Raw genomic sequence first — 14,836 nt, 5'->3', positions numbered from 1 at the left:
CACATTACACCTCATAAACTATGTGATTTCTCCCTAAGGTCGAAATGACTAAGCACTTTACTTTTATTTCATTCTAATTAAAATCATCTTTTATTTTTTTCTTGTTTCTGCCCATATTGAAAATTCCGATTTTCAAGCCTAAACCTGCCGAAAACCCATTCATGTAATCTCTAGGAGAATGTACTACTCTAAAAGCATCTGAAAAACGATATTTCACACCTGTTTCTAATTGTACAAATCTTGAAATATTGTATTGTAAATTTACTCCAGGTTCAACAATAAAAAAGGAATCGAATTCTATTTTTCCTGCATCAATTTCATCGGTTGTAAAATCATAACCACCAGATTCTTTTTCTTCTAAAAGTGTTATCGCACCACCACCAATTAATACTGGGAAAGATACGCTTATAAATTTAGTGCCAAATAAAATAGGTTCTAAGTGTAAGCCTGCGTAACCACCAATTAGTAAAGTTTCCTCGCCTCTAAATACACCTGTTGTATTGGGTTGCTCGCTGAAAAAGAATGTTCCTGCAACTCCAATTTCTAGTTTTCTATTAGCTACATAAGCTAATTTAAGAGTGGTAAAACTTGCCCATTCATCGGAAAGTTCTCCTAAATGTTGTGTTAAACCTATATAAACCCCATGAACTGTGTTTTTTCTATCATCAAATTGTATGTATTCATCTGTTTCCTTTTTTTGTGCAAAAACGGAACTGACTGCTAATAAAGTAACTGCTATTGTAATTATATGTCGCATTGATTTATAGTTTAAAGTTCTTTTAAAATAATGATGCCTTTATAGCCTGTAAAATCGAAAATACCTTTGTTTTTCTTGCCATAATTAGCTCTTATTTGTCTTATTTTATTCTTTTTATCTAATACCTTACTGGTAACATTTTGCACCGTTTTTGGAATTCTTAAAACACCTTGTTCTAGTTCTGCTCCAAAATTAAAGTTGGTTTTTGAAATGTTGATATACACTTCAGATGATTTTTGATGTACGTTAACAACAGGTGCATCTGTATCTAAATTTAGAATGCGTAATTCTGCTAAATTCAAGTTTAAATTCACTTTACTAGTGATGCTATTTAGCACAACTTTAGAGTATTTTACTTTACCAAATACGTTGTTTAGATTACTGATTTCAATATCATCTTTATTCGAATTTAAATCCAATTCATTAATCGTTTCAATAGCAATGATAGAACCATCTGACTCTAATTGTAAAACCTCGGATGTATCATAAGACACCGTTGCATCTTTAGCATAAATACTAGAATTTCTTAAGGTATTAGCTCTTAATTTTCCGTACTTAATAGCTAGTTTAGACTCTGATATGTCGTCTATAATTCTTAAATCGCCATGTTCAACATCTGCTTTTAATTTTCCATTCCAATCAGAAATAATAATATCGCCATATTTATTAAACACTTCTACTTCGGCATGCTTTGGCAAGTAAATGGTGTATTTAATATCTGTGTTAGATTTTTCACTATTAAAAGGATCTATTTTATTGATGTATTTATTAAAAAACGAGGTTTCCTTTTCTTTGATCTCCGATTTAACAATAACTTGTTTATTCGTGTTTACAATGTTAGGATTTATTCGTTTTAAAAGGTCTTTCGCTTTGTCTAAATTTTTTCCTGTTACATCAATAGTAGCTTGTATTTGAATAGAATCTTTATCCCATCCATTAATAAAAACATCCCCGTATTTATTATCAATAAAAAACGCACCTTCGTTTGTAAACGGATATGTTTTCTCTATCTCTTTGCTTAGTTTATTTTGTGCAATACATATGCTTGAAAATAAAATAAAGCCACCGTAGAGTATATTTTTATAAAATAATTGCTTCATCTTCAAAGTTGTTAGTGGTTGGATAAGATCGTTCTAGTAAATCTTCCATCAGATTTATTTTTTCTATAATTATTAATTATGGCTTCAATAATTTTTTGGTTGTTGATGCCTAATTTAAGCTCCTCTTTAAGTTTTTTATATTCTTCATCTAAATCGTCTATTAAAGACAAGAAATCGTCTTGGTCTTCATTAGATAAGTGTGCATTATTCTTTATTAATTCTATTTGATTATTTACAAGAAGCTTGTAATGGTTATCTATTTCATACAATTCTTGATTCACAATTTGATGTTCTTGTGGTTGATTATTCATAAAAAAGAATAGGGTACATCCTAATAAAAGCAAAATACTAGCTGCCACTCTAAACGCTGTTTTTTTCCACAACGGGATTACCTTTGTAGGGGCGTCTGGTAATTCTGAAACTATGTCGCTCCAGAGTCTTAATTTGTCCACTTCATCTAAATCGAAGTCGTCAAACTTCCTTTGATTTTCGGTGGTATATTTTTTTAATTCGTCCATCATGTTCAATTCATTAATCCTATTAATTTCTTTTTTGCTCTATGGTATTGAGATTTTGATGTGGAAGTGCTAATTCCTAAAATTTCTCCTATCTCAACATGATCGTACCCTTCAATTAAATATAAATTGATAATGGTTTGGTAGCCTTCTGGGAGCTGTTTTATAGCAGTTTTTATGCTACTTATGTCTAAATCTTCTTCTTTAATCTCATCTTCTTGCTGCGGTATCCAATTTTCATGGTCATCTAAAGCAACTAAAGGAATCCGTTTTAACTTTAAATGATTAATGCTTTTATTGATGACAATACGTTTTAACCAAGAACCAAATGTGCTTTCGTATCTAAAACTATCCAGATTTTTAAAAGCATCTATAAAACTTTCTTGTAAAATATCTTCGGCATCTTCTTTAGATTTTACCATTCTAACACTCACGTTAAACATAGCATTAACGTATAGCGAATAGAGCTTGTACTGCGTTTTGCGGTCTCCTAATTTACTCCTCTCAACAAGGTCTTTATGTGTAAATAGTACTTGGTTAGTCACTACGTTTTATGGTTGCGAAATCGGTTTTATATTCAGTTTCTATTATTAAAGACAATAGAAATTTTAAAAGGTTGCACGAAAGGTACAATTAATTTAAAATCACGGTTTTCTAATTAGAATTTATTACAGATCCATCACTACTTGTTGCTACATTAACTGTTGGGTTTCCTTTGTAAAATATAACCCCGTCACTACTTACAGAACCTGTTAACGCTTCTGTACACGTAATAGAAACGCTAGCATCTGATGAACAATTTACATCGCAAGTTTTAGTTTCAAAATCAAAACCTTCAACTTTAGCATCGCTACTAGCATTAATATCCATACTATTTGATGATCCAGATATTAAGGTAATAGCGGCATCGCTTGATACTTTTATTCGAAGTGCATCTAAGTTTTCAAACCCCGAAAGTGTGCCAAAACTATCTGCTGAAAGTTCTAAACGTGTAATAGTTGGTATTGTAATTTCTAATCGTAATACATTTAATTTGCTGATAGAGCCGTTTAATCTTGCTGTTAGTTTTCCATTATTGACGCTTGTGGTTACCTTTTTTTGTAAATTATCACTAGTGGTTACTTTTACAGATTGCGTAGGACCTTGTCTGATAATTACCTCCATATCGCTTGAAACGTCAATCTCATCAAAGCTTGATAAAACTCGATCTTCTGTTATAATATCGTCTGAGGCTATAACGACATCTAGTGAACATGATGTTAGTGTTAAACTGAATGTAATGATGATGTAAAATAAATAATTAGTTTTCATGATGATTTGTTTTTTGATTAATTGATTTTTTTTCAATGTTACTTTAGCAGTAACTACTTTATTTTTAAAATTATTGAACTGTATATATTACCATATCAAATTCTGAAACTCTAAAGTACCCGAAAGCGTAATCTTTAGGCGAATCTAGATTGATACAATTGCCTTTTAATTTTCCTGGAACAGGGCTAAAAGGATCGCCTGCACTATCATATTGTTCTATTAATAAACTCATATAATTATTATAGCGTTCTGAAATACCATAGAGCGTAAATTCTATTTGATCGCCCGGTTCATATTCATCTTCAAAAAAAGTATCTAACTCATTTCCGTTTACAAATTCATCTGAAAAGTCTTCAAAAGTGGGTAGTATTTCAAATTTATCTATCAATTTTATGAGGTAGAAATTCTGTTCATCTGCAGGATCATCCCAGAAAATGGAAACATCTAAAATTTCATCATCAAAACCTCCTTCTAAAGATTGTTCTACCCTTTTTATTGGCGAAACCGATTTTAAAGTTTCGGTTGCGTTGTAAGTTTCATTGTTGTAAATAACCTCTAAAGTGTAACTGTTATTTATTACCGGCACAAAATTATCGATGGTATATGTGCCATCATTTTCATCTGTAAAAACATATTCTGTATTGGAATTATTATTTATAACTTTTACTGAAGCTCCCGTTACAATTTTTTGAATTGTATTTTCAAAATAGGGTGTTGAAGTGCTTAGCTTTATGGTTTGATTATTTCCGCTAGTGCCCTTTTCCCAATCTAAAGAAGCTTCTATTACTAATCTTGCTTTTGCAGTTGGCACTTCAACATCTATAACATCTTCACAAGATGTGATGCCGATACATAATAGTAGAAGAACTAATTTTATATATAATTTCATGACTTTCATAATTTTAAAATTTAAAGTTGTAAGTAATTGAAGGAATCATGCCAAAAATTGCGGTTCTAGATGCTTCATTAATACCTGTTTCATCATTCTGACGAAAATTAATTGCGGCTGCATTTTTACGATTGTAAGCATTGTAAATTCCAAATATCCATTCGCCTTGCCACTTTCTGTTTAAGTTCTTTTTTGGACTATACGTTGCCGAAAGGTCTAAACGATGATATGCTGGTAATCTACTTGCATTTCTATCTGAAAAACTGGCAATGGATAGGCCTTCGTATTTATATTGTCCGTCGGGATATGTAACTGGTCTACCTGTTTGAAAAACAGCATTAGCACTAAAATTCCAACGGTCATTAAATTTATAAACTCCTGTGAGCGATATATCGTGGGTTCTATCATAAGCTGTGTTGTACCATTTGCCATCGTTAATGCCCAATCCACCAGCTATACCTCCTGGTGTGCGTTGTTCAGATTTAGCTAATGTATAAGCCAACCAACCTGTAAAACGCCCTTTGTTTTTCTTAATAAAACTTCCAATCCGTAAGCTCTGGCTTCGCCATTTAAAATTTCGGTTTCAATGGTATTTGTTCCTATTAAATCGGAGCCATCTACATAATCAATTCTATTGTCAACGGTTTTAAAATAGGTTTCTAATTCTAGAGAATATTTACTGTCTTTAAAGTTTTTATAATATCCAAGAGCATATTGTGTTGCCTTTTGAGGTTTGATGTATTTGCCACTTGGTGTCCATACATCAACAGGTGTTACTGCAGACGTATTAGATAGCAAATGCATGTATTGCGTAGATTTTGTAAAACTTGCTTTTACTGAAGATGATGCGTTTAATTGATAAGATAAACCCAATCTTGGTTCAAAATTATCATAGGTTTCAATACTTTCGCTTTTCTTGAAAAATGTATTTTCTGTTGCTTCGCCTTCTTCATAAATGCCTAAATCCTCATTGTAAATTACAGGCATATTGTTAACATAATTCATGATATTTTGTCCGCCCAATCGGTTAAATCTACTGTAGCGTAATCCGTAATTTAAAGTCAGTTTATCATTCAATTGCATTTCTGCGCTAGCATAAATACCTCCTTCGAATGCACGTTTTTGTTCTAATTTTAAATAATTGACTGGAGAGTCGCTTGAAGTTGGTTTCACTTCCCCAGGGTTTAAATTGTAAAGAATACCACTTGCACCAAAATCAATTTTCAGTTTATCGTTTACGTAATAACCAAAATCGTATTTTACGTTGTAGTTTTTAATATTTGCTATCCAATCTAACTTTACAAAATCTAAGACAATTTGATAATCATACTTGCTGTAAATTAAAGATAGATTAGAAAACAATTTATCATTATATACATGATTCCATCTTAAATTTGCCGATGCATTTCCATAAGTGTTTTTAATAACATTAGATAAATCGAATACGTCTCTCCCAAAATAACCCGACAAATACACACGGTTATTGCTGTTGATTTCATAATTGGTTTTTAAGTTTAAATCGTAAAAAGAAATTTTATCGTCTTTTACTTCTTCAATAGCTTTCATCAATAAATGTGCATAAGATGAGCGACCTGCAATTAAAAAAGAGCCTTTATCTCCAAATAAAGGTGCTTCTGCAGTTAACCGACTAGAAATTAAGCCAACACCTCCACTTAATGCAAATTCTTTACTATTACCATCTTTTTGATGCACATCTAAAACTGAAGATACGCGTCCGCCAAACTGAGCAGGAATATCCCCTTTATAGAGTTTCACATTTTTTATAGCATCATTGTTAAACACCGAAAAGAAACCAAAAAAGTGCGAGGTGTTGTAAATAATGGCTTCATCGAGTAAGACCAAATTTTGGTCCGCTGCTCCGCCTCTTACATTAAATCCTGGAGTGCCTTCGCCACCATTGGTAACTCCTGGAAGCATTTGGATGGATTTAATAACATCTACTTCTCCTAAAACTGCAGGCATTTGTTTAATAGTTGATGCATTCAATTTTGAAACACTCATTTGAGGTTTTTTAATACTGATGCGTTCAGATTCTTCAGCGTTAATTACAATTTCATCTAATTGTTCTGAAGAAGGTACAAGCTCAAAATCTAAAACTTGATCTGCTTTTAGAGTAATTTCTTTTGAAATTTCTTGATATCCCATGTACGACACAATTAAGGTGTATGTGCCTTCTTTAGTGGTTAATGAATAAAAACCATATGGGTTTGTAACTGCACCGTTGGTAGTGCTTTTAAAAAAACAGCGGCTCCCATAAGGGTTTCTCCGTTTTTAGAGTCTTTAACTGTTCCCCTAATACTATATGTGTTTTGGGCAGTTAATACTGTGACAAGTAATAGGCATATGCCTAGAAGAATGTGTTTCATTTTGATCTGTTCGTTTTTTGATTGATGATTGATACTACTATTGACAGACTAAAAAATGAAAGGTTGCATAAGGGGTAAATATTATTTAGATATTTAACTTTATGACACAAAAAAAGTCAGGATAATTATCTGACTTTCAATTATTTATAAAATATTTAAATTTTCTATTTTTTATACTCCGCATTTAAAGCATCCAAAACTGTTTGCGTTAAATTATTCTCATCAGTACCATAAAGAACAGATGCTGCTGCATCACTAGTTCCCAAAATATAAGTGTAACCATTGGTTTTACCGTAGTCTTTTACAAAATCTTTTACTTTAACAATTAAAGTATCTATTTCTGTTTGAAAATCCAATTGTAACTGTTGTGCATCTCTTTGTTTAGATTGATCGTTAATTTGTTTTAACTGTCCTAATTGTTGATAACGAGCTTCAGCTTTCTTTTGAGACATACTTTTTGCCTGAACTTGAAATTTTTGTACGTCAACATTAAAAGCACTCTCAATACTATCGTATTTTTTTGAAAACGCCTGTTCTCTTATTTTGAATTTATCTTCTAAATCTTTCTTTTCTTGATACTCGTTAATTACTTTACTATTATCAACGTAACCTATTTTATTCGGTTTTTGACAAGATGTTACAGTTAACATCAAAAGTGCTACATAAATTATATGTTTCATTTTTCTAATTTTAAATTAATAATTTGATTTAATCTGTTTTTCAAATCCGCACAAATGTAATAAAGTCAATTAAAAATGAAAGCTGAATTGGTTCGTTTTTAACATATAAACAATAATTATCACAATTTCATTTTTGAATAAGAATAATTTATAGTTTTTGAAGCCAAATAAAGCGATTTAAGAAACTTTTAAAAAATCAACTAGTGTTTAGGCATTCCAATTATTAAAGTTTAAAAATCTATTGTGAGAATTAATTTTAGCTGTTTTTAATCACATAAATCAAAGAAGAGGCTTCTTTTGTTGTTATTGCTTTTAAATTTGAAAGTAATCCTATCCAAAATCCGTTGATAGGATTTATGCTTCCAGATTTATATTTTTCTGAAAGCATACTCACATAAAATGAATCAAACCACATAGGTTTTACTTTTTCAACTTTAAATGATTCTTTTGAAACTAATTTTGAAATAGATGTTTGGTTAAAATGCCAAAGGTGTCTTGGAACGTCATAAGCTGCCCAAAATTGTTTATAACGTTTTGCATCGTAACTTTTATAATTTGGCACAGCAATAATTAAAGTCCCGTTTGGCTTTAATAACTTTTTAAATACTGAAATATGATGTTCCAAATTTGGCAAATGTTCTAACACATGCCAAAGCGTAATAATATCAAAATTATTAGGTTTAAAATTTAATAATTGTTCAGTATCAAAAACAGAATTCTTTGTTTTTTTATTGGCAATATCTCTAGCTTTTTCGTTTGGTTCTATCCCTGAAACTTGCCAATTATTTTGTTGTACTACTTCTAAAAAATCGCCTGTTCCACATCCAATATCTAAAATGTTTTTTTCTTCAGAGGAACATGAATTAATCAAATTTAATTTCTTTTTAAGAGAAATGCTTCTTACTAAATGATACACCTTTTCGAATAAATTTCTTTTGGAATCTGTATGCGAAATGTAGTCTTCGCTATGATAATAATCGGGCAATTTATCTGAAGATGGCTGTGGTGTAGTTTCTAAAAAACCGTATTCTCGATTTTGAATTAATTCAAATTCCTCTCCTGAAACGGAGTGGTCTTTTACTTTTAAATGAATATGATTTGGGTTATGATTTGCCACGAATGTTTTATAAAAAGATAATTAACTTTAAGTGTGTTTTTAAATGCATTAAACAGAATTATATTTTATCATTTAAAAGTGGATTCCTGCCTGCGCAGGAATGACAAATGTTAGATTGAAAAACAAACGTTCCACGTGGAACATATCAAATTAACTAATGTCGATTATCGACCTATCTTCCCATGTAAACCAATAAAACAGAAATATCATTTGGCGATACACCGCTAATTCTTGACGCTTGAGAAACTGTTGTTGGTTGAATATTTTTTAATTTTTCACGTGCTTCTAAACTCATGGATTTGATTTGCGAATAGTCAAAATTCGCTGGAATTTTAACGTATTCCAATCGCGTCAACTTATCAGCATTGTTTTTTTCTTTAGCAATATAGCCGGCATATTTAACTTGGATTTCGGTTTGCTCAATCACTTCTCTATCCAAATTATTATCTTGAATATACGTCTCAACACTTTCTACTTTTCTAACATCCTCCATCTCAATATTTGGTCTTGCAAATATTTTAAAAAGTTTTCCTGATTGTTTTACAGCAGCAGATGTTTTAGACTCTAAAATAGGATTAATCTCTTCTGGCTTTACACTTTGAGTTTCAAAAAAGTTAACGAATTTTTCTGCAGCTTCATGTTTTTCTTCCATTCGCTTTAAACGTTTTTCAGAAGCTAAACCTAATTCAAATCCTTTTGGTGTTAATCTTTTATCTGCATTATCTTGACGTAACAAAGTTCTATATTCTGCTCTTGACGTGAACATTCTATATGGCTCTTCAGTCCCCTTTGTAATTAAATCATCAACCAGAACGCCTATATATGCTTCATCCCTTTTTAAAGTAAAAGGGTCTTTTTCTTGTACTTTTAAACTTGCATTTATGCCAGCCATCAAACCTTGAGAAGCAGCTTCTTCATATCCTGTAGTGCCGTTAATCTGACCTGCAAAATATAAGCCTTCAACAAGCTTAGTTTCTAAAGTATGCTTTAATTGAGTTGGTGGGAAATAATCATATTCAATAGCATAACCTGGTCTGAAGAATTTCACATTTTCAAAACCAACTACTGAGCGTAATGCTTTGAATTGAACATCTTCAGGTAAAGACGTAGAGAAACCGTTCACATAAACTTCGCAAGTGTTCCAACCTTCTGGCTCTATAAATAATTGATGTCTGTCCTTATCAGCAAAACGATTAATCTTATCTTCAATAGACGGACAATATCTTGGGCCTAAACTTTTAATTCTACCATTAAACATTGGAGATCTATCAAACCCTTCACGCAATAAATCATGCACTTTTTGACTCGTGTAAGTCATATGACAAGAACGTTGGCTTTCTAAAGACTTTGTAGTATCTAGATATGAAAACTTTTCAGGATTATCATCTCCAGGTTGTTCAAGCATTTTAGAAAAATCTAAACTTCTACCATCAACTCTTGGTGGTGTTCCCGTTTTCATTCTACCAGAATCAAAACCTAAATTAACAAGTTGTTCTGTAATTCCGGTTGCAGCTCTTTCTCCTGCTCTTCCTCCTCCAAAATTCTTATCTCCAATATGAATTAGGCCATTTAAAAAAGTACCATTAGTTAAAACAACAGACTTAGCTTTTATTTGAATTCCTAGAGATGTTTTAACACCAACTACTTTATGATTTTCAACTATTAAACCTGAAACCATTTCTTGATAAAAATCAAGATTAGGTGTTCCTTCCAAAAGCATTCTCCAATCTTCAGCAAAACGCATTCTGTCGCTCTGAACTCTTGGGCTCCACATTGCAGGTCCTTTGGATTTATTCAGCATTTTAAATTGAATAGCAGAAGTATCTGAAACAATACCGCTATAACCACCAAGTGCATCAATCTCTCGCACAATTTGTCCTTTTGCAATACCTCCCATAGCAGGATTACAAGACATTTGCGCAATGTTTTGTAAATTCATGGTAACCAACAAGGTTTTGCTTCCCATATTGGCAGCAGCAGCAGCAGCTTCACTTCCTGCGTGGCCTGCTCCAACAACTATAACATCATAAATCTCGTTAAACATAATTCTTTAGTTTCAAAAACATGTTCCACGTGGAACACTACTTAATTTTGAGTTTGCAAATATACATCTAAATCTTTAATTCAACTTAAGCTTAGATAAGTAGTAGTTCTCCTTTTTACGCATTAACTGAGCATCGGTATCTGCCTTATCTTTATAACCACAATAATGTAACACCCCATGAATGATTACACGATGCAATTCATCATCAAATGAAACACCAAAATCTTTAGCATTATCAGCCACTCTTTCAACTGATATAAAAATATCCCCTTGTATAATTTTTCCGACTGAATAATCAAAACTAATAATGTCGGTTAAAGTATCATGCTTCAAAAATTCAATATTCAATTTGTGTAGATATTCATCATCACAAAACACATAATTAATCTCTTCTAATTTATATGTTTCTGTAGAAATTGTATTTGTAATCCAAGTTGAAATTTGAGATTCTGACTCTAAATAAAACTCTGTTTCGTAATTGAAATTAATCATTCGCTTTTTTGAAATATTGCTGCACTTTCTTTTTATAAACTTGCTGCAAAGGTAAAGCTTGTCGGTTTAATATTTCTGTAGTTTGAAAATATTGTTTTGCTGTTGGTATTTGATTATTGGTATTGTTGTCAAATTTGTTTTTATTGGTTTCAGATTCACGCTTGTTTTCCTCTCCTTGTTGAAATGTTGCGTTCTCCAACTTCAATAATTGATGCTGTAAATTCATCATCTTTTGAAGTGTTTGATTCGTGAAGCCTTTATTCAGTAAATCCAACTCAATCTCTTCCATTTTTCTGGATAGTTTTCCTCCTGTGCCTCCTAAACCTTCTTTTTCTAATCGCTTATCTAAAGCTTTACGTAATTGCTGTTGTCTTTGGTAAATTTCATAAAGTAAACCATCATCATATTTATTATTACCTTCGCCTTCGCCACCATTTTGTTCTCCTCCTTCTCCCTCTTTTCCATCTTTGCCTTTCTGCTTTCCATTCTTTCCTTCTTTACCTTTTTCTCCCTCTTTACCTTTTTCTCCTTCTTTCTGACTTTTCCCCTCTTGCTTTCCTTGCCCTTCTTTAGGTTTACCCTGTTCGCCTTTTTCATACCCTGTTCCATCATTTTATTGAGCTCTTCTTGACTCATAATAATGTCTGGTAATTGCATCTCGCCTTCTCCTCCTTTTCCAGCAGACATACTCATACTCTCTTGCATGTTATCTAAAATATCGCTTAACATATCCGCCAAATTATTGGTTGATGTGATAGCGAATTGCTGATTAGAAACACCTTTGTATAATTGATTTTCTGCCAATAAATCGAGAGCTTTATCAATATTAAAATACACTTCCGAAATTTCCTTGTTAACCTGTTCGGATAGTTTTGGCTGACGTAAAGACAGCGCAAACAAACTATCATCTATATGCTCAAAATGTTCCTTAAGATTATTTTGTTTTCTGAGGTAACTTGCATACTTGTTATGATTGATATCTATAGATTTGAATTGCTTCATTAAATCCTCTTCATCAAATGAAAACAAAACCAAATTATCCAAAATTTGACGTAACATTTCTGTGTCTTCTTGCATTTGATCGCCACTCATAGATTGCATACTACTTTGCATCTTGCTACTCATTTGTTTCATTTTTTGAGCTGCTTTTTTCTGGCTTTGCTTTGCGTTTTTTTGACTTTGGTTTTTCTGTTCTGAGTTCTCCTCAGACTGCTCTTTCTTTTCTAATTCTTCTGATGCTTTTTGCTGTTCTTCTTTAACTTCCCTTTCGTCTAATTTATCCTGAGGAATATCAATTGGTTTTTTTAAAGCTTCGCTATCCTTTTTTAGTTTTTCAATCTCTTCTTGAAATTTTTGAAATTCTTCATTTAAAGCATCTTGCTTTTCCTTGGTGTTTTCTTCTTCAGATTTGTTAGATAATTTTTCTTGCTCTTCAGCTAAATTCTTTAAATCGTCAGCAAGCTTTTCTAATTTCTTTTCGACATAAAAACGCTTGGTTAATTCTAACAGCTGTTCTAAACTTCGTTTTTTATTCTTATTCTGTTTAGCAACTTCTTCAAGCTTTTTAATTAATTCTTCATTATTTATCTTTTCCTGAAGTTTTTTAATCTCATCTAAAAGTTTTTCATCTTTCTTAAGCTGGGCTTCATTCTCTTGTAAACGCTTCTTTAAATCTTCTTTAAAAGGATCTTCTTTTTGGTCTTCCTTTTGAAAATTCTCTAGATTATCCTTCAACTTTTTATTAAAGTTTTTCATCATCTCGTCTTGTTGTTTCTGACGTTTAAAAAATGATGCTAACTTCTTTTTATCATTAAAATTTAGATTCTTTTTCTCTTTGCCTGTTTTTGTCAATTCATCCAAACGCTTTTCTTGCTCTTCAAATTTTTGAAGTGATTTATTTAAATCTTTAATGGTTTCTCCTTGTTGTTCTAATTGTTGTTCTTGCTCTTCATCCTTGGTGCGTTTACGGTAATTAAACAGGCTGCTTTTTTTGCTTTTGTAACTATTAACTCTATCATTATCAAATACTTGAAAATATAATTGATAAGACACACCATCTTTAATTTCAAGATTATCAGGAAATGCTGAAATAAATTCAGAGACATTTGAAGCAGTAATCGGAATAGATTTAGTTTTTTTATCAGCTTCATTTTCAGATGGGTAATACACCAATTGCAGTTTACTCAACCCATAATCATCACTAACTTGTCCATAAAAGTAAAGCGTTTGCAAGTCCAGACTATCCACTTTCATTTGTACGTTCAATTCTGGGAATTCATCCTTAACAACATCAATTGAAAACGATAAATTTTCATAGTCTTTCAAATTCTTATTGCTTGTACTTAAAGTATAATCTAAATCATTAAAGAGACTTTTAGATGTAATAAAATCGCCTTCTTCATCTGAATCGAAACTGATGGTGTCTTTAGCATAAAGAAACACATTATCAGTAGATTTTGTTTTAAGTTGCCATGTTACTTTAGTACCTTCAGGAATAACAGCATTCCCAGTACTTTTTAAAATTTCATCTTTCTTTCTAGTGTGATTTGGATAGTCCAACACCATCTCAAAACTTAGTAATGACGGTACTTCAACAATATTTAGGCTATATGGTTTTGAATTCACATCATTAGCAGACAAATTAAATTCAATATCATTTTGTACTTGCGAAAACACATATTGAAACTCGCCTATTGCTGTTTGTTGCAAAAAATAAGTTTCATTATTATAAGTTATTTGCGCATTTTCTGGAACAACCTCCCCAGCAGTTTTTACTAGTAATTTAAAGTCTATCCCCTCAATAGCATTCATATCCTCATTCACTACAAAAAACTGAAAAGGTGCAGGTGGTTCGTAAGCGGTTTTATAATGCACAACTCGTTTATAACTGTCGCTAAACCAATTAAAATTACCTGTGATATAAACGAGTAAGAAAATAACAACTGGAATAACGGCGTATTTTAAATACGATAAGTTTTTTGTGAAATTAACTGCGAGTTTAAACGGAATTGGATGTAATTCTACCGATTTCTGGTCTATACTTGCCAACAACAATTCAGATTGTTCATTACTATTTTTAAGCTGAATAACATTTAGCAGTTTATCATCAACTTCCGGAAAATGTTTACCAATAATTCGTGCTGCTTTAGGATAATCTATACCTTTTTTAAGTTTGAATAATTTTGCTAAAGGAATTGCCACAAATTTAGTAAGCAACCCTAATTCTACTAAAATAAAACCCCAAAATAACACAGTTCTTGAAGTTGTGTTCAACCACAAAAAATGCTCCACTAAAAGTGTAAATAGAAAATATAGCAAGCCAATGGCAAAAAATAGAATACCGCCTTTTAGCAATTCGTTAGTATGATACCGTCTAATAAATCGCTCTAACTTATCTTGTATGTTTTTAAAATTATCCACGGTTTGGGGTTAAATCCTATGGTTATAAGTTATTTAAACTACTAAACTACAATTTTATTTTCTACTTCAATTTAACCGTACGTTAAAACATTACTAATACAAGTATTTGAGCGTTCCCTGTCGG

Annotated in this window: 12 protein-coding genes and 1 pseudogene; all 13 read right to left on the bottom strand. The window is 31.7% G+C overall.

The window, feature by feature from the left end; translation table 11 throughout:
- Positions 1-73: 73 nt before the first annotated feature.
- Complete coding sequence (locus AC0L5U_RS14280; RefSeq protein WP_473417095.1) at positions 74-757, bottom strand: hypothetical protein; 684 nt, start codon at positions 755-757, stop codon at positions 74-76.
- An 11-nt stretch (positions 758-768) separates the two neighbouring features.
- On the bottom strand, positions 769-1,857 hold the full coding sequence (locus tag AC0L5U_RS14275) for a hypothetical protein (protein WP_473417094.1): 1,089 nt from the start codon (positions 1,855-1,857) through the stop codon (positions 769-771).
- Between the two features lie 11 nt (positions 1,858-1,868).
- On the bottom strand, positions 1,869-2,378 hold the full coding sequence (locus tag AC0L5U_RS14270; protein WP_473417093.1) for a hypothetical protein: 510 nt from the start codon (positions 2,376-2,378) through the stop codon (positions 1,869-1,871).
- Between the two features lie 2 nt (positions 2,379-2,380).
- The gene (locus AC0L5U_RS14265; RefSeq protein ID WP_473417092.1) at positions 2,381-2,917 is read right to left on the bottom strand and encodes an RNA polymerase sigma factor; all 537 of its coding nucleotides are present in this window, start codon (positions 2,915-2,917) and stop codon (positions 2,381-2,383) included.
- Between the two features lie 109 nt (positions 2,918-3,026).
- Positions 3,027-3,683, bottom strand: a complete 657-nt coding sequence (locus tag AC0L5U_RS14260; protein WP_473417091.1) for a GIN domain-containing protein — start codon at positions 3,681-3,683, stop codon at positions 3,027-3,029.
- 70 nt (positions 3,684-3,753) lie between these two features.
- Positions 3,754-4,572 carry a DUF4249 domain-containing protein gene (locus AC0L5U_RS14255; RefSeq protein ID WP_473417090.1) on the bottom strand — a complete coding sequence of 273 codons (819 nt, stop codon included), beginning with the start codon at positions 4,570-4,572 and terminating at the stop codon, positions 3,754-3,756.
- Between the two features lie 13 nt (positions 4,573-4,585).
- Positions 4,586-6,959: pseudogene (locus AC0L5U_RS14250) on the bottom strand (TonB-dependent receptor).
- Between the two features lie 164 nt (positions 6,960-7,123).
- Positions 7,124-7,639 carry an OmpH/Skp family outer membrane protein gene (locus AC0L5U_RS14245; RefSeq protein WP_473417089.1) on the bottom strand — a complete coding sequence of 172 codons (516 nt, stop codon included), beginning with the start codon at positions 7,637-7,639 and terminating at the stop codon, positions 7,124-7,126.
- 256 nt (positions 7,640-7,895) lie between these two features.
- Complete coding sequence (locus AC0L5U_RS14240) at positions 7,896-8,756, bottom strand: class I SAM-dependent methyltransferase (RefSeq protein WP_473417086.1); 861 nt, start codon at positions 8,754-8,756, stop codon at positions 7,896-7,898.
- A 172-nt stretch (positions 8,757-8,928) separates the two neighbouring features.
- Positions 8,929-10,800 carry a tRNA uridine-5-carboxymethylaminomethyl(34) synthesis enzyme MnmG gene (gene mnmG, locus AC0L5U_RS14235; RefSeq protein WP_473417085.1) on the bottom strand — a complete coding sequence of 624 codons (1,872 nt, stop codon included), beginning with the start codon at positions 10,798-10,800 and terminating at the stop codon, positions 8,929-8,931.
- Positions 10,801-10,875: 75 nt separating this feature from the next.
- The gene (ybeY, locus tag AC0L5U_RS14230) at positions 10,876-11,292 is read right to left on the bottom strand and encodes an rRNA maturation RNase YbeY (protein ID WP_473417084.1); all 417 of its coding nucleotides are present in this window, start codon (positions 11,290-11,292) and stop codon (positions 10,876-10,878) included.
- Positions 11,285-11,581 (bottom strand): hypothetical protein, encoded by a 297-nt coding sequence (locus tag AC0L5U_RS14225; RefSeq protein WP_473417083.1) that lies wholly within the window; start codon positions 11,579-11,581, stop codon positions 11,285-11,287. The genes ybeY and AC0L5U_RS14225 overlap by 8 nt, the downstream gene beginning before the upstream one ends.
- A gap of 56 nt (positions 11,582-11,637) precedes the next feature.
- A complete protein-coding gene (locus tag AC0L5U_RS14220) occupies positions 11,638-14,712 on the bottom strand; it encodes a hypothetical protein (RefSeq protein ID WP_473417082.1) in 3,075 nt (1,024 codons plus the stop codon).
- Between the last annotated feature and the right edge of the window lie 124 nt (positions 14,713-14,836).

The organism is Jejuia sp. G7-7 (assembly GCF_055808955.1).
The sequence above is the reverse complement of the archived record's forward strand: the minus strand, read 5'-3'. Positions and strand labels throughout refer to the sequence as shown.